Origin of the sequence: Streptomyces sp. NPDC051563 (assembly GCF_044454225.1) — a bacterium.
GTDB lineage: Bacteria > Actinomycetota > Actinomycetes > Streptomycetales > Streptomycetaceae > Streptomyces.
The window spans coordinates 1-14942 of the sequence record NZ_JBITDL010000063.1 but is presented as its reverse complement, the minus strand read 5'-3'; the positions used below and the strand labels follow the sequence as shown (position 1 = coordinate 14942).

19 protein-coding genes and 2 pseudogenes are annotated in these 14942 nt (G+C 68.6%); 6 read left to right on the top strand and 15 right to left on the bottom strand.

Annotated elements, in window-relative coordinates; genetic code table 11:
• Positions 1-129: 129 nt before the first annotated feature.
• Together ACIA8F_RS38750 and ACIA8F_RS38745 are read right to left on the bottom strand one after the other, a co-directional pair.
• A complete protein-coding gene (locus ACIA8F_RS38750) occupies positions 130-303 on the bottom strand; it encodes a CsbD family protein (protein WP_399385750.1) in 174 nt (57 codons plus the stop codon).
• The gene (locus tag ACIA8F_RS38745) at positions 293-805 is read right to left on the bottom strand and encodes an ATP-binding protein (protein WP_399385751.1); all 513 of its coding nucleotides are present in this window, start codon (positions 803-805) and stop codon (positions 293-295) included. The genes ACIA8F_RS38750 and ACIA8F_RS38745 overlap by 11 nt, the downstream gene beginning before the upstream one ends.
• A gap of 871 nt (positions 806-1676) precedes the next feature.
• Here ACIA8F_RS38745 and ACIA8F_RS38740 point away from each other — a divergent pair.
• Complete coding sequence (locus ACIA8F_RS38740) at positions 1677-2015, top strand: MerR family transcriptional regulator (RefSeq protein WP_399385749.1); 339 nt, start codon at positions 1677-1679, stop codon at positions 2013-2015.
• Between the two features lie 473 nt (positions 2016-2488).
• On the opposite strand, the pseudogene ACIA8F_RS38735 reads toward ACIA8F_RS38740, so the two are convergent.
• The 4 genes and pseudogenes from ACIA8F_RS38735 to ACIA8F_RS38720 all read right to left on the bottom strand — a co-directional run bounded on the left by ACIA8F_RS38735 (position 2489) and on the right by ACIA8F_RS38720 (position 5002).
• Positions 2489-2874: pseudogene (locus ACIA8F_RS38735) on the bottom strand (molybdopterin-binding protein).
• A 35-nt stretch (positions 2875-2909) separates the two neighbouring features.
• Positions 2910-3692: a TSUP family transporter gene (locus ACIA8F_RS38730; RefSeq protein ID WP_399385748.1), complete on the bottom strand. Its 783-nt coding sequence runs from the start codon at positions 3690-3692 to the stop codon at positions 2910-2912.
• Positions 3693-3755: 63 nt separating this feature from the next.
• Complete coding sequence (locus tag ACIA8F_RS38725) at positions 3756-4217, bottom strand: phage tail protein (RefSeq protein WP_399385747.1); 462 nt, start codon at positions 4215-4217, stop codon at positions 3756-3758.
• 584 nt (positions 4218-4801) lie between these two features.
• Entirely contained in the window at positions 4802-5002 is a 201-nt protein-coding gene (locus ACIA8F_RS38720; RefSeq protein ID WP_399385746.1) for a hypothetical protein, read from the bottom strand.
• A 180-nt stretch (positions 5003-5182) separates the two neighbouring features.
• On the opposite strand from ACIA8F_RS38720, the gene ACIA8F_RS38715 reads away from it, so the two are divergent.
• Positions 5183-5629: a hypothetical protein gene (locus ACIA8F_RS38715; RefSeq protein ID WP_399385745.1), complete on the top strand. Its 447-nt coding sequence runs from the start codon at positions 5183-5185 to the stop codon at positions 5627-5629.
• Between the two features lie 216 nt (positions 5630-5845).
• Here ACIA8F_RS38715 and ACIA8F_RS38710 read toward each other — a convergent pair whose 3' ends face one another.
• The 3 genes from ACIA8F_RS38710 to ACIA8F_RS38700 all read right to left on the bottom strand — a co-directional run bounded on the left by ACIA8F_RS38710 (position 5846) and on the right by ACIA8F_RS38700 (position 7490).
• Positions 5846-6049, bottom strand: a complete 204-nt coding sequence (locus ACIA8F_RS38710; protein WP_399385744.1) for a hypothetical protein — start codon at positions 6047-6049, stop codon at positions 5846-5848.
• Positions 6050-6252: 203 nt separating this feature from the next.
• The gene (locus ACIA8F_RS38705; RefSeq protein WP_399385743.1) at positions 6253-7044 is read right to left on the bottom strand and encodes a serine protease; all 792 of its coding nucleotides are present in this window, start codon (positions 7042-7044) and stop codon (positions 6253-6255) included.
• 275 nt (positions 7045-7319) lie between these two features.
• Positions 7320-7490 carry a hypothetical protein gene (locus ACIA8F_RS38700; RefSeq protein ID WP_399385742.1) on the bottom strand — a complete coding sequence of 57 codons (171 nt, stop codon included), beginning with the start codon at positions 7488-7490 and terminating at the stop codon, positions 7320-7322.
• Between the two features lie 199 nt (positions 7491-7689).
• Between ACIA8F_RS38700 and ACIA8F_RS38695 the strand changes: the two genes are divergently transcribed.
• Both ACIA8F_RS38695 and ACIA8F_RS38690 read left to right on the top strand, forming a co-directional pair.
• Entirely contained in the window at positions 7690-7950 is a 261-nt protein-coding gene (locus ACIA8F_RS38695) for a helix-turn-helix transcriptional regulator (protein WP_399385741.1), read from the top strand.
• Positions 7862-8116 (top strand): annotated as a pseudogene (locus ACIA8F_RS38690) (VOC family protein); the annotation flags it as partial. The gene ACIA8F_RS38695 and the pseudogene ACIA8F_RS38690, both read left to right, overlap by 89 nt.
• Positions 8117-8214: 98 nt before the next feature.
• Here the strand turns inward: ACIA8F_RS38690 and ACIA8F_RS38685 are convergent.
• Positions 8215-8400: a hypothetical protein gene (locus ACIA8F_RS38685; RefSeq protein WP_399385740.1), complete on the bottom strand. Its 186-nt coding sequence runs from the start codon at positions 8398-8400 to the stop codon at positions 8215-8217.
• Positions 8401-8647: 247 nt separating this feature from the next.
• Between ACIA8F_RS38685 and ACIA8F_RS38680 the strand changes: the two genes are divergently transcribed.
• On the top strand, positions 8648-8977 hold the full coding sequence (locus tag ACIA8F_RS38680; protein WP_399385739.1) for a hypothetical protein: 330 nt from the start codon (positions 8648-8650) through the stop codon (positions 8975-8977).
• A gap of 86 nt (positions 8978-9063) precedes the next feature.
• On the opposite strand, the gene ACIA8F_RS38675 is transcribed toward ACIA8F_RS38680, so the two are convergent.
• From ACIA8F_RS38675 to ACIA8F_RS38655, 5 genes are all read right to left on the bottom strand, one after another.
• Positions 9064-9447, bottom strand: coding sequence for a hypothetical protein (locus ACIA8F_RS38675; protein WP_399385738.1), 384 nt, complete (start codon positions 9445-9447; stop codon positions 9064-9066).
• A 365-nt stretch (positions 9448-9812) separates the two neighbouring features.
• The gene (locus ACIA8F_RS38670; RefSeq protein WP_399385737.1) at positions 9813-9998 is read right to left on the bottom strand and encodes a hypothetical protein; all 186 of its coding nucleotides are present in this window, start codon (positions 9996-9998) and stop codon (positions 9813-9815) included.
• Between the two features lie 1148 nt (positions 9999-11146).
• Positions 11147-13222, bottom strand: coding sequence for a Helicase associated domain protein (locus ACIA8F_RS38665; RefSeq protein ID WP_399385736.1), 2076 nt, complete (start codon positions 13220-13222; stop codon positions 11147-11149).
• A 9-nt stretch (positions 13223-13231) separates the two neighbouring features.
• A complete protein-coding gene (locus tag ACIA8F_RS38660) occupies positions 13232-13678 on the bottom strand; it encodes a DEAD/DEAH box helicase family protein (protein ID WP_399385735.1) in 447 nt (148 codons plus the stop codon).
• Positions 13679-13692: 14 nt separating this feature from the next.
• Positions 13693-14073, bottom strand: a complete 381-nt coding sequence (locus tag ACIA8F_RS38655) for a hypothetical protein (protein ID WP_399385734.1) — start codon at positions 14071-14073, stop codon at positions 13693-13695.
• A 425-nt stretch (positions 14074-14498) separates the two neighbouring features.
• Between ACIA8F_RS38655 and ACIA8F_RS38650 the strand changes: the two genes are divergently transcribed.
• Positions 14499-14699: a cold-shock protein gene (locus ACIA8F_RS38650; protein ID WP_399385733.1), complete on the top strand. Its 201-nt coding sequence runs from the start codon at positions 14499-14501 to the stop codon at positions 14697-14699.
• Positions 14700-14942 lie beyond the last annotated feature (243 nt).

Sequence of the window (14942 nt, the reverse complement as noted above, 5' to 3'; positions counted from 1 at the left end):
CACCCCCCCCCCTTGGCGGCCCGCCCAACCGCCCCCCCCCCCACCCGGCGCACTCCCCACCCCCCCCGGGGGGGGGGTTGGGGGGGGGCCCCCCCCCCCCCCGGGGCCCCCCCCCCCCACCCATGACGGTCAGTGCTTGAAGACGTCCTTGGCCTTCTCCTTAGCCTGCCGGGCGTCGCCCGTGGCCTGCTCCGCGCGGCCCTCGGCGGTCATGCTCTCGTTGCCCGTCAGGCGGCCAGCGGTCTCCTTGAGCTTGCCCTTGGCCTGCTCGACCTTCGCTTCGGCCTTCTGCTCACCAGACACAGCTGATCACTCCCTCTTCGGTGGAAACGCCTTGCTCAACCCCGTATGGCCACCGAAAGCACCCGTAAACAGGGGCCGCCGGCCGAACCCGCCCGACCGGCGTCCTTGCGCGGCGGGCTACCGGGGAAGGAGGGCGTGGACGGTCTTGCCGCCCTCGGGGGTAGGTGTGACGACGACGTGGTCGGCGAGGTCGTTGACCATGTGCCAGCCGAATCCGTCCGCCCGTCCCGTCGACCAGGTCGGGCGTCCGCGCCCGCGGCAGGTGCGGGCTCAGGTCCCCGACGGCGACTTCGATGCCGTCGGGGTGTGCGGTGAGGCGGAGCGTGTAGGTGCCGCCACCGTGGCGCAGCGCGTTCGTCACGAGCTCGGAGACCACCAGGATCACGGTGTCGGCCCCCTCCGCACTGATGGCCGGCCGCCCGAGACCGTCGATCCTCCGGGCGGCCTGGCGCGCCTCGGCGACGGCGGACGGAGAACGAAGGGCTGTGCGCTCGGCGCTCATCGTGGTCATCACGCACTCCGGGTTCTGTTGTCGGCATCCAGCCCTGCCTGCCCCGTCGTTGTCCCCCCGCCCGAAGGTTCTCAACCCCGACAGCATCCGATTACCTCAGTGCCCTGCTCACAAAAATCTGTGCTGGCTGGAGTAGACATTGGACTGCGTCGTGGTTATGGTTTCTCTCGTAGCCCAGAGAGACAGCAGGGCCTGGCAGAGACGAACTGCCAGGCAGCAGTACCCGCAGGTGCAGTTGTTGGGCGGTGCGGTGGTGGAGTGTCGAAGCCAGAGCAGGTGCAGGACGGCGACGGGACTGACGACCGGACCGGGTGGCCCGCAGTGATCAGGGGCCGCCGCAGGCAGTACCGCAGTTAACGCAGTGGTGCAGTACCCAGCAGTGAAGTGAAGTGAGCGGTACCTCGGTGAAGGCGTCGGCTGCGGACGCGCGCACCGGGAGGTTCGGCAGTGGGGTTCTAAGCCAGAGCAGACGCACGATGGGCGACGGGGCTGGCTGCCGGAACGTGGTGCTCGGACAGGCCACCAGCAGTACAGAAGTTGTAGTACGCAGTACCAGCAGTGCACGCAGTTCGCAGTACCAGCAGGGTAAGCAGTTGATCATCCGAGGGATGAACGGAGGAATTGGGCGCCATCAGGATCGCCCGGGCGGATTGTCGAGCCCGGGTACCGCAGGACATCGAGATATGAGGTGGTCTCCGGTCAAGCAACCGCGATCCCCGCGTCACCTGTCCCCGATCGGACAGGCAAGCGGACACAGAAGGCCGGCGCAGTTCCAGGGCCGGCAGATGGTGTAGTCAGTTCCTTCGGGGCCCTGGCGCCAACAGGCGCCAGGGCCCCTCCACGTGGTTCACAGAGAGGTTCAATGACAGCAGACGACTCGTTCGGCCGTCTCGACGACGACGACTACCCCGCCTACACCATGGGCCGGGCCGCCGAAATGCTCGGCACCACGCAGGGCTTCCTGCGCGCCATCGGCGAAGCCCGCCTCATCACCCCGCTGCGCTCGGCCGGCGGCCACCGGCGCTACTCCCGCTACCAGCTGCGCATCGCCGCCCGAGCCCGCGAACTCGTCGACCAGGGCACGCCCATCGAGTCGGCCTGCCGCATCGTGATCCTCGAGGACCAGCTTGAGGAAGCCCAGCGCATCAACGCTGAACACCAGCGTGCCGCCGAAGCGGCGAACTCGGCAACAGTGGTCTGAAGCCGGACGCGCCCGCCGGATACCGGCGGGCCCCGCACCCGCCCCCGGGGGCGCCCCCAGGCTCGATCATCACCTCCTGTCCGGGATGAGCACCGGCATCGGGAGTCCCCTGGCGACCTGCTGCTGAAGACGGGCGAAATTCCGCCGAGCAGTACGGACCGTCCAAGGCCCGGCAAGAATCCCGGCTAACCTGAGCGGACTGTCGGCCCTGGTGCTGCCCTACCCCCGAGGGGCAGTACCGGGGCCGTTCTGCCTTCAGGGGATACCTGTCGGCATCATCAAGATCGACGGCGTCCGGGTCACGCAGGGCCGCAGTCCGCTGACCGGCTGGGAAGCGGTGAAGCTCTAGCGGCCCAGGACGGGTTTTGAGAGGACTTCTGCAAGCGGCGACCTGCGGAAACATGATCACTCCCGGCCTCTCGCAGAACGCTCAAGGGTGTCGTTGGTGAGAGGCCAGGCAACTGCCGTGTCCGTCAGCCGACGTCGATGTGGACGCTGGTGGACTTGATCCGTGCGGTGGCCGAGACGCCGGCTTCGAGTCCGAGTTCGTCCACCGCCTCGCGGGTCAGCAGGGAGACCACCCGGTGGGGCCCGGCCTGCATCTCCACCTGCGCGGTGACGTCGCCGAGGATCACCTTGGTGATGATGCCGGGCATCGCGTTGCGGGCCGAGGTCATCGGCTCCCCCTCCTCGGCGGCCTCCTTCGCCAGCTCCACGCAGAACGCGGCCAGGGCCGGGCCGGGAATCAGCCGCTTGCTGCCCTGCTTGCGGGAAAGCGGCCCGCGTCGGCCCACCGGCGGGCGGTGTCGGTGCTGACGCGCAGGAGTTCGGCGGCCTCGCTGACGGTGTAGTACTGCATCCAGCCACCGTAGTCGGATCGTGGGCCTGCCCAAGTCAGGTGAGGGTCTGGACGGCGTAGAGGGCACCGACCCCCACGGCGAGGACTCCGAGGAGCAGTCGCAGGAAGGTCTCGGGGAGCCGGGGCTGGAGGCGGGCGCCGAGGTAGCCGCCGGCCAGGCCACCCAGGCCGCAGCAGATGCCCAGGTACCAGTCGGGTGCGATGTCGCCGGTGTGGGTGAGGGAGAGCAGGGCGAAGGTGGCGGCGCCGACGATGGAGGTGGCGAACGTCGCGGCGAGGGCGGCCGGGGCGAGGCGGGAGACCGGGATGCCGCGGCTGGCGAGGACCGGTCCGATCAGGGAGCCGCCGCCGATTCCGTAAATCCCGCCGATGACACCGACCGCCAGGGCGAGCGCGCCGAGTGCGCGCGGGGAGGGCTCCCGGGGCGGCCTGGCGGGTTGGGGTCGCAGGGTTCGGGCGCACAGCCACAGCCCCAGCGGCAGGAGAAAGGTGGCGATCAGCAGGCGGAAGACGGTCGGGCCGGGGAGGGCGAAGACCCGGATGACGGCTCCGGCCACCACGCCGGGGAGGGTTCCGGCGAGCAGGCGGCGGGTGAGCGGGGACCACAGGCCCCCGGTGCGGTGGTGGCGCCACAGCGCGCCGGGGCCCGCGATGACGTTGTAGAGCAGGTTGGTCGGCGTGACAGCCGGGTTGGGCACCGCGAAAACGCTGAGCTGCACTGGCAGGAGGAACATCGCACCCGACACCCCGACCGGCGCGGTCACCACCGCGATCAGCAGTCCCGCGGCCAATCCGCCGAGTCCGAGCCACCAGTCCACCGCCGCCCCCTCTTGATCAATCTGGCCAGTATCAGCGAGACCGGACCATTCGGGGTGCGCAGCTCAGGCTGAGTGAGCCTCGACGGTGAGCCGGTCGCCGTTCATCGACAGCTCCTTGATGGTCACCTCGTTCGAGGCCGCATCAAGGCTCACGCCGTTGACCCCGGTCGGGAAGGCATTGAAAACGTGCCAAGTGACGTACAGGACCTCGCCTGACTCGTCGGTCAAGTTGATCGTGATGTCCTTCTTCCCGTCGCCCGAGTTGCCATAACCGTTGATCCAGCTGAAGAAGGAAGAGTCCGCGGGAAGAACGGCCTGGTTGAAGGTGATGGTCGGCAGCTGGACCCGGGTGAGCCCCTTGAACAGGCCACCCATGCCGTCGCGGTACTCGAAGCTCTCGTACTGCTGGTCCAAGCCGCTCACGCCGTTGCAGCGCATGTCCACTACGCCGTCGCCGTCGAAGTCGACGGTGAACCGGAAACCAGGGACGGGGTAGTTCGCGACGATCTCGATGCTGTCTGCCATGGGGTGCTCCTGACTTCGCTGTACAAGACGCCGACCATGATCACAGCTCACCGGGCAGCTTGAGGGCGAATCCAGCAAAGCCCCTCAGGGAAGGTGTCCTCCTGCGGTGCGGTCATTTGCGCGCCAATCGATTCGCGTCCAGGATCGTGACACAGATAACTGCTCTGTTATCTGTAGGAAGACTTCACCACGATCCCGGACCCGACGGACTGTCAGCCGCCGACCAGCGGCGATCGAGGCTTAGCGCCGGTTCTTGTTCCGATGTATCGACCCCCGGATCCCAGGGTGGTGGCGAGGCCAGCAGCGATGCGGGAACGGGGCTTCACGGTTCTCCTTGGAACGGACTGATGTTTGTCCTGAAAGGAGACTTCCGCGAGGAAGGGCCAGCCACCCGGGGCTCCCTACGAGGTGGTGATCCCCTCCATTTGGCCCTTGGGGCCGGTCTTCAGCACCAACCACGGCCCGACCGTCCCAAGGGCGCGGGTCCGCCCCGAGCGCCGATGGCGGTATGAGCCGCGCGGGAGATCCACCGAAACTGATCATGCGTGCCGACACATTGCGAGTACGCCGCCGGGCGATCCCGTTCAGGGCGGCGGGTACAGCCGCTCGCGCAGATACAGCAGGGCGGTGATGTCCGCGACGGCGGCCAGGTTGGCCAGCGGCGTACGGACGGCCGCGTCGTCACCGCGCCGGACCGCCTTCACAATGTCGTCGATGATCTCGCAGACCCGCGGATCCAAATCCGGCGGCCGAGCGTCGGGGTCGGGTGGCCTGGTGGCGGGCATCATCCCTCTTCTTCTCCGGCCAGGACGCGGTCGGCCATGCAGTGCGGGCACACGAGGATCTGCGTGCTGAGCTCGGCCGGGTCGCGCGTGCGGTGCGGTGGCATCAAGGTCACAAGGCTTGCCCTTCGTTCTGGGCCTGCGCGGTCAGCAGCTCCAACGCCGTAACCGGACGGCGTCAGGATGGTTGAACGCACGCGACGGCCGTTCAGCCAGCGGATGCCGCTCCACTGGGGGATCGGTTTCCTCGCCGACGCCCGCCCCGGCGCCGACGGCGGTTCTCCCGCCCCCTGCCACACCGACCGAAAGGGAATCACCATGGGCTACTACGACAACGGGCTCGGCAGCGATCAGATGAACGGCACCTTGACCTCGGGAAGGCCCACCTCGTACCTGTGGAACGTCGACGTCTCCGGCGGTGACCAGGACCTGCTGCGGGCCCTACTCACCGAGAGGGTCGGCGACCAGTACGGCCCCGCGGAGATCGACAACCTGCTGGGTCGGCCGGACTCCTCGTTCACGCTGGCGTTCTGGGACGAGACCGCGGCGAAGACGTTCGCGGAGCTGGCCCGGGCCACCGGCGCGACCGCCGAAGCGTACGAGACGACGAAGATCAACATGATCTCCTAGCAGAACACCGGGCCGACAAGCCGCTGCAAGACACCTTGGGGGAGAACTGCGGCAGTCCCAACAGGCCCGTACTGCGCACGGGCCGCGCGTGGGAACTGCTGAAAGCACGGCGTCTGGGCGGATCTGTCACGGGTCCCGCTCAGCCGAAGCGGCCTGTGCGGGGTGCCGCCAGAGGACCCTGGCGGCACCCCACACGGGTGCGGCAAGCGGTGACGGTTACGGCTTCACCGCGGGCTTGGCTCCCGGCACGCCGGCCTTGAGGGAGGTCTCGATCAGTTCCAGGGCCGGCTTGAAATCGGCAGCACGCTCACGGACATCGGCCGGGACATCCTCACGAGTGGCCAGCTCCTCGACCAGGGCGCGGCCCTTCTGGACGTCGAGGACCAGTCCCGAGCTGATGTTCTGAATGTAGAAGGTCATTTCTAGCTCCTTGCGGTGTGATGACGTGGGGCGGACGCCTCGCCGCGATGGACACGGACGTGCGCCCGATGATGGGTTTGATGGCTTCCGCCGGCGGCTGGTGACCGCGGATCCTGCCAGATTCCGCTCTCAGCGGGGCTGCGGCGATCGGCTGCCGCCGGCGGGCCGGTCTCCTTCGACCGCAGGCCGTCGGCCGGTGGTTTCTAAGCGGTTTTGGTGTCGATCCAGGTCCGGAAGGAGGCGACGTTGGTGAGGATGTCGGACAGGCCAGCCCTGGCGCAGCCGCCGCCGTGCGACATGATGCCGATGAGGGCGCCGTTCTTGTACAGCGGGCCTCCGCCGTCGCCCTTGCAGGTGCCCTTTCCGCCGCCGTCGACTCCGGCGCAGATCATGCTGTCGGCGATCGATGCGTCGTCGTACTGGGCGCGGCACTTCGCACGGGGTACCACCTGGGTGTTGACGTAGCGCAGCGTGGGTGAGGGCTGGCCGCCCTCGCGGGTGGCGCCCCAGCCTACGGCCGTGGCCGTGCCGGTGAACGTGGCGCCGGAGGGGGGCAGGGCCGCGGGGACGGCGACGAGGGGGGTCTTGAGCTTGATCAGCGCGATGTTGTTCTGTGCGTTGCCCGCGAAGTAGTCGGGGTGCTGGATGATCTGCGCGACCTGCATGGTGGTGATGCCGGGGAGGGACAGATCGGTGAGGGCCAGGGCCCCGGAGACGACCTTGAGCTGACCGGGCGCGGACCCGGACGTGCAGGCCGCGGAGGTGACGGCCCAGCCGGGCTTGATGAGCGTGGCTCCGCAGATCAGCTGGCCGTTCTTCTGCAGCGCGAGCACGGAGGGGAACTGCAGGGGCTTCGCCTCGTATCCGCCGACGATGGCGTGGGCCTGGGTCGAGCCGGCAAGGAGTAGTAGTGCCGAGGCCATGGCGGAGCCCAGAGCGAGCAGGCCGCGGCTGCGGGCGGAGCGCCGAACCGTCAGGGGGGTGTTCGTTGTCATACGGTGATCATTCCGGTGTGGGGTGCGTGTAGGGGGTCGAAAGGGCGTAACGGTAGGAACTTTGGCCGGACATAGGCCGTCGCGTGAGCACTACGCGATGCGGTGCTGCATCGCAGCCCAGGCGGGGTCTCGGGCGGAAAGATTCGCCCCGGAGCTCAGCTCTCGCGGCTGCCAGGCGCGGTGGATCCTGGGGGCGGGCATGCGCAGGTCATCAGCGGACTCAGCGGGCGCGCCGCCGACTCCATGCCCACCACTACGCGTGTTCCGGCTGTGGGTCAGCGTTCCCCGGCGAACGTCGAGTAGGTCTCGATGACGAACCTGGAGACCGTTCGCGCTTGGACCTTGACCGGCTCGGGCGCATCCTTCAGCTTCTCCAGGCTGACGGCCAGGGCATGCGCCTGGGCCTCGATGTCTTTCAGGATCAGGGTGTAGTCGAGCGCGGTCATCGCCGGTCCTCTTCTTGTTCTCAGGTCAGCTCGGTGTGCCGGGCTCGCCGGCATCCCGAGCCTGGCTGATCACCCGAAGGCGCACCAGCATCTTTTCGAGCAGCTGCTACCAGCCAACGCCTGCTCGGCGACCGAGGCATAGCGGCGGACCGTGGGACTCACAGCGCGTCGTCGGATTGAGGGGGCGGGGCGTCGGAGGATGGGTGTGGCTGATGACCGAGTGGTGGCGGCGATGCGGCGGGCGCGCGACGTGATGGACCGGGGCTTCGCGGACGCGGCGCTGGATGTGAGCGTGGTGGCGCAGCGGGTGGGGTATTCGCGGTTCCACTTCATCCGGGCGTTCGACTCCGTGTACGGGCAGACGCCCGGCCGGGCCCGGGATGGACGACGAGTCCGCGAAGGCACTTCGCACCCTCGTGACCAAGGGCGTCATGGGGGCCGGGGCGTTCCGCACCGATGACTGCTGTGGGGACTACAAGGCGTTCACGGCGAAGGGCGTTGAATTCGTCCAGGAACCGCAGGAACGCCCGTACGGGATCGAGGCGATCTTCCGCGACGACAACGGCAACTGGTACTCCCTGACCGAGTCCCGCGAAGGCCTCGACCTCGACCTCGACTGGGAGTAGCGGCAGCGCGAGGCACGACGTACGACGACTGCCCCCGCTTCCGGCGTCCCCGTGCAGCGCCCCCGGTACCGGGTAGAGACCAGGCCCGGGATGGCGGTCTACCGGGAGCCGAGGCCGGTGCGGCGTCGCTCGGCAGCGGCCGCCACGAGCTGGGCCAGGCGGGGGTCCTCGGCACCGGCCGGGGTGCGGAGCTTGATGTGGCGGGCCGGCTTGCCCGTCCCCTTCAACAGGCCGCCGGCATCGAGACCGGCCAGAGCGACGCCGTCGCTGAATATCAGGTTCACATGCCCGGCCGCCCCTCTTGTATGCCTGACCGGCGGTTAATCGACAGCTCTGCGGGCTGGCCCGCCCCCTGAGCGCCTTTCGGGTACGGGCGGGCAAAGGAGCTGCCCTTCGGGCAGGTCGCTTCGCTCCCGGGCCCCTTTGAAGGCGCTTCGCGCCGGGGCCCGCCCCTGGGGGGCGAAAGGGAAAACCCGCTCCGGCCGTCCGGCCTTGATCTCTGCTCGCGGTGTCGGGGGCGGAGCCGGCCGGGTGCCGACGGCCATACGGTCGCCGGGGCTTGGCCCCGGCCCCGGCCTCGACCCCGACCTCGGGCTCGGCCTCGGGCTCGACGTCGGCCTCGACCACGGCCTCGGCCGTGATGCCGGGCTCGGTCTCGACTGCGGCCGCGCCGGGCAGAAGTCCGACCAGGATCCGGCCGCGTGGATGCCGGCCCCGGTGGTGCGCTGCCGGTACATCGGGGAGTGGGTGGCGACCAAGTACCGGTGGGCGCTGGCCGTGGACCAGGCCGAGCGCGAAGCGCTGTTGCGGTACGCGGCCGGCTGCCCGAACGCGGTCCTGGCCTTCGAGCGGGCCAGCTGACGCGGCAGCGCCCCCGGCAGCGGCGGAACCGCTCATGAAGCAGCCCCGCGTCAGGATGACGTGGGGCTGCCGAGAACAGGCTTGGGTCAGAACCCGACTACGGGGAGCGGCGGGCGGCAAGGTGAACCGAAGTCGGAAGGCAGCGGGACCCCGAGGGGTCCTGCGTAGACGGTGCCGGGGGGACACTGGCTCGGGCCGAAGGAACCTTCGGTGGTGCACTGGTAGAAGACGGTCCGGTCCTCGGTGGTGCCCCAGTAGAAGTTGCCGGGCCTCGTGGGCTGGCGCAGCCCGGTGTTGCAGAACTGCTCGGCGGTGGGCAGGGCGAGTGCCGCGCGAAGGGCACCTTCCGCTGACGCAGTGGCAGCTCCAGGGCTGACCGATGCCTGGGCTGTGGCGGTGCCCCCGAGGACCAGACCCACCGTGCCGGCAACCCCGGCGCCGATGAGTGCGGCTCGTCTGATGATGTTCATGAAGTACCTCTCCGAGCGCTCTGGATTCACGCCCGCCGCAGCCTCTCGGCGGGCGAGCCATGATCGAGCATTGCCCGAATTAATCGCATACATCCACATTTGCTACGCTTGGCGAGTTACCTCGGGCTCGACCTCGGTCTCGGGGCTGGCTTCGGGGCGGGTGTCGAGGTCGACTTCCCCGACGACGCGCACGACGATGCGTTCGCCGGACGGGCATACGTCGACATGGAAGGTGGCCACCGGCAAACCGCGGTACACCCTGCCGTACGACGCGTTCCCGGCGGTGAGTGCCTGGGCAGGTCCTCACCACCGGGAGTGCCGGCCACGACGCACTTACACGCCGCTGCGGGCTACGGGTGCCGGCGTCAGCGGGCTTGGTACTGCAACCAGGCGCCGAGCACGGTGACGACGAGCACGGGGGCCTGCGCGGAGGTGCTCGCCACCATGGAGTCGAGTGCGCTGCTGCGCCGCCTGTAAATCGCTGCCCAGATTTTCTCTGCATGGCCGAGTGCAGAGCGGATGAAGTTCAGAGGATGCCTCCTGATAGGCATTTGCATTCCTTGATTCGGAACGGTTCGAGGGGAGCCTAGAGGACACATGGCAGCCACGTGAACAACGAAAAATGGCAGCCGCGAGCCCATCCGTAGTGCAGTTGCTGTGGCAACTGAACTTCTATGCAGGACTCCTTCTCTATTTCTCGCCTGATGCCGCGGGCCCGGCCATGCTGTCCGGATCTTGTCCGGACGATGTCCCCGCTGGTCAGGGACGCGCAGGCGGCTGTCCGGGCGATGCGTCCCGGACGGCGTCCTGATCTTGTCGCAGCGTGTCCGGATCTTGTCCGGACAGTGTCCCCGCTGGTCAGCGGTGAATGCGAGATGCTGGCGCCGCCGCGGCCGGAGTTCGGTCCTTGCAAACCGGCGATCGGGGTAGGCGGTCGGGGACATGTCGCGCGACATCGTGTCGCATGTCCGGACACGATGTCCCAGCAGGTCAAAACTCCACGTTGGCGGTATGGGGGCCGCGCCGGACACGGTGTCCGGAGCGCGGGGACATCATGTCCTGTGTCCGGACACCGTGTCCGGACACGATGTCCCGATCATGTAGCCGCACGGCGTGGTAAATTGCCGTAGCTCTAGCAAATTGATGGCACAGAATTGAATGTTTGTTCGGTGACCTGTATCACTTCTGTGAGAGTGAAGCAGGCCCCGAGGTGGCGGGGAGATGGACGACGAACTAATCATCTCGCTTTTGTTGAGATGAAAGATCTTGCAGGTTGGTGAATGTTTTGATCTGGTGAAAGCCGAGACTTTTCACGCCGTTATCAATGGCCTCGCTCGGTGGGCTGGGTTTTGTCCCTGGAACGTGGTCGCCGCCAGGCCGTCGGCCGGGCAATCCGGCATCCCGTAGTGCGATGTGCCGGGTTGATGTCAGTGGGCTGCTGGCAGTGACGGGCTGTCAGGCAGTCGTGTTTGTGCTGGTGGTGTAGCCAGGGGCCTGGTTCCTCACTGACGTGGGGGTGGTGTTCGGTGTGGCTGTCACTGTCACGGGGCGGCACATGTGTAGGTCGCCGGCTGACAGGAACGCGGGAGATCGCGGTCGGCTTCGGTGGTTCCACGGCCAATTCCCTTTCCTCGATTCCTACGGGCGGCCTCGGCACTGGTCATCGCTGGGGCCGTGCAGCCACGCCTACCGAACCCGGTTATCGGGCCCAGCCCACGCCGAGCTGGGCGAGCGCGGCGAGCTGCGCCGCGTCGAGGCGGGCCCGGCGTTGTTTCTGGTTGACGATCCATACCCCGGTCCGGTGCAAGCTGCCGCCGGGCAGCCGTTCGACGTGCCCGCGCCCCGGCAGACCTCCGTCCTCGCCTTCCCGTTTCCGGTACTGCGTGAGGGCCTGGATGCCCGTCTGGAAGGCCGCTGCGCTGGGCCCGGAGGTGGAAGTCCCGGGCGCCTTCGCGGTGGTCTTGCGGGCTCGTGCGGCTTTCTTCACGCCGAGCTTCCCGAGGCGGCGTTGCTGCTCGTCGCTGAGCCCGTTCCAGTTGAGGCGTTGGGTGGCGAGCCATCGTCCGATGTCTTCGCCGTGCCGGGTGACCCCGGGCTTGATCGCGGTGAGGCGGGCGCCTTCGGTGAGGAGCTGGTGGAGGTAGGCGTAGTGGCGCTGCCAGTCCACCGTCCACCCGTGTACGCCGGGGTTCCAGTCCTTGTCGATCGTGGCGAGTGCTTCGGCCCGCCGGCGGGCGCGGACGGGGTCTTTGCCGAGCCCGCCGGGGCGGCGGATGTTGGTGAGCCACTGTCCGACCGGCCGGTCGAGGGCGGTGGCGTGCCGCGGGGCTGCCAGGGTGCCGTGGAGCTCGTAGTAGGCCTTCGCGGCGGCGAGGTTCTCGTTGAAGGCGGCGTCGGCGGTGTCCCAGATGATTCCGAGCTCTTCGAGCTCGGCGGCGTGCTCCCCGGTCATGGCCCCGGCCCGGAAGGCGCGGCGCTGGTCGGAGAGCCACCGTCCGAGCGAGTAGGCGCCCTCGGTGTGCCCGTAGGGCACGTCGAGATCGCCTTCGCGTTCCCGGTACCTTCGGGCGGCTTCGATGCCCCGGCGCCAGTCGGCGCGTTCGGTGTTGAAGACCTGGTAGCTAATCCACTTCGCGATCAGCGCCGGGTCGCGCGGGGCCGCGAACCGGAGCAGCAACCGGGCCTCTTCCTCGCCGTCGGCGGGTCCGTCGCCGAGCATGAGCGACGGCTGAACCGTACGCTTCTGTCCTTCTTGTGGAATGGCGAGCATTTCCACAGCACGTTCATCATGGGCCCGAAGCCCGTTCAATACCCGAATCAAGGGCCCGTACGAATTTGAGGAGAGAAGGTCCTCGGGCTTTTCTTCCTTGTCCAGGAATACGGGCACGATGAGGGTGGCCATTTTCCCTTCGCCGGGCTTTTGCCGGAGGGCCCGCCCGATGGCCTGGACGATGTCGACGGCGGAGCCTTTGGGGTCGATGAGGGCGACGGAGTCGACGGCTCGGATGTCGACGCCTTCGCCGAGTACCCGGCAGTTCGCGAGGACGGCGCGCCCTGCCCGGCGTCCGAAGTCGGAGAGCGCCAAGGCCCGGTACTCCGGGTCGTGCTCGCCGTGCAGCCACCCCGCCCACACCTGCTGGGGGTGCGTTTCGGGGTGCGCTTGGTGGAGGCGGGCGGCGACGCGGGGCAGGCCTTCGGCGAAGGCCTGCGCCTCGGCGGTGCGGTGGTGGAAGGTGATCGTCGTCTTCAGGTCGTGGACGGCCATGGTCTGCAGCAGGGCGGTCTGCACGGCGGCGAGGCGCTGGCCGCGGAGGCGTTCCTCCCACCGCTCGGGGCCGGAGAGCCGGCTGGGGGTGACCACGGGGTCCACGAGCTCGGCGACGACCACCTGGAACCGGGCGAGGAGCCCGCGGGCGATCGCGTCGGCGAGCGGCAGCTCGTAGACGACGGGCCCGAACACCCGCACATCGTCCATGGAGCAGGCCATCTCCTTGGGCAGCGGGTCATGCGCGGGCCCGGCCGGAACGTACGGACGGCCCTCGGCCTCCGCCTCCTTGCGCCGATCCTCCTCGACCGCCAGGCGGCGAGCCTCGGCGGCGAGCTCCTCCACCCGCGTCCGCGGAGCCCGCTCCGCCCAGATCCTGGGGGTGGCCGTCATGTACAGCCGGCGCCGGGCGGGGATTACCTCCTGGCGGTGGACCTGCGCCCACGCCTTCCCCGCCGACCCGGACGTGCGGTGCGCCTCGTCGACGACGACGAGGTCGAAGTCCGCCATCACCAGGCCCTACTCGTGGGCTTCGGCGAAGGCTTCGGCGATGACGGGCAGGGAGGCGTACGTCGCGTACACCGTCACCGCGCCCCGCCCGTGCCACAGCGCCAGCTGCGGCGCCGACGTCGTGGAACGCACATCCAGCCCGTACAGCTGGGCGTTGTCCTCCAGCGAGCACACGGCGACCGCCGGGCCCGTGTGGCCGGCGGTGCGCCATTCCCGAGCGGTCTGGGTCAGGAGGTCGAGGGTCGGCAGCAGCACCAGGACCCGCCCGCTCCGGGCGAGGCGGAGCGCGGCTGCGGCGGCGATGAAGGTCTTCCCGGTCCCGCACGCGGCCACCACGGTGGCCCGCAGGCCGGCCTTGGGGATCCGCCGGCCAGGGCGGAGTTCCAGGCCGCGCACGATGGCTTCGACGGCTTCTTCTTGGTGGGGGCGCAGGGTGATGGCGGGCTCGTGCGGCATCAAGGGCTCCGGGGTCACGCGGTGGCGGTGGCGTGAAGCTGGACAGTGTCGAGATCGTTGGTGGGCAGGCCCTGGAAGGAGCCGATCCGCAGCCGGGAGCAGGCGACCAGGCCCACGCCATGGTCGTGATGCAGTGCGAGTACGAGCAGCGGTCGCGGCAGCGCGGTGAGGGCGCCGGAGGCCTTCACCTCCTGCCACTGCAGCTCGTCGGCTGTGGTGACGCGGAGGTTCCTGAACGTCCGGACGAGCCGCATGTACTCGACGCCCTCGAACTGGACACCCACCCCGGTATCGGCCGCGGTCTCCTGGCTCGCGAGCAGGAGCTGCGAGTGCCCGACCCCGTACCGCCACACGCTGAAGGCCCGGTCGCTGCTCCATTCGATTACATTCTGCATTCGAGACTCCAGTGGATTCTTCGTCGAGCGCGGAGCAGTAGATGAATTCTCGGGATGGTACACAGCATCCGCCCCCTACGATCGGCGCACGAGGAGATCCGGCCGGTTTAATCTCCTCAGCAGGCAGTCCACAATTCCACGGGATACTACACAGCCTACATCCGACCTGATGTAGGCTGACTCTACCGGACGACGTACCAGTGAGGGCAGGGTTCAAGACGCTATCCCTCATGTGGGTGGCCCACCGGCCGCCGGTCGGGAACAAGCCCGGCCCCTCCCTGCTGCCAGCTGTTCAGTGGAGCAGGCCCTGCCCGGGGAGGCGTAGACGCTGATCGTGTTTTTGCCCCGTGGCGTGTGGGGAGGATGGGCGGCAAGCAGCCGGGTGTGGATCTTGCGTCTGGCATTCGTTTTTGTGAGGGGTGGGCATGCAGGGGACTGTGAAGTGGTTCAACGGGGAGAAGGGCTTCGGATTCATTTCACCGGACGAGGGTGGCGCGGACGTGTTCGTCCACTTCAGCGCGATCATCGGGTCCGGGTTCAGGAACCTGGAGGAAGACCAGCGGGTCGAGTTCGAGGTGACCCAGGGTCAGCGCGGCCCGCAGGCCGCTGACGTTCGAGCTCTCTGACGTTGCTGCCAGCCTGGCCGTGCGAAGCGCGGCCAGGGCCTGGAGGCGAAGCCGTAAGGCCCCCAAGCGGGGGAGCGAAGCGGACCCGCCCAACGAGCCGAAGGCCGGACCCCGTGAAACGGGGTCACCCCGTGCGGAGCGCGGGGCCCTTGGGGGGCCGCGAAGCGGCCCCCCAACCCGGAGTGAAGCGAAGCGGAGCTCCGGGCAGTTCGAAGCGCAGCGAAGGACCCCCGGCCCGAAGGG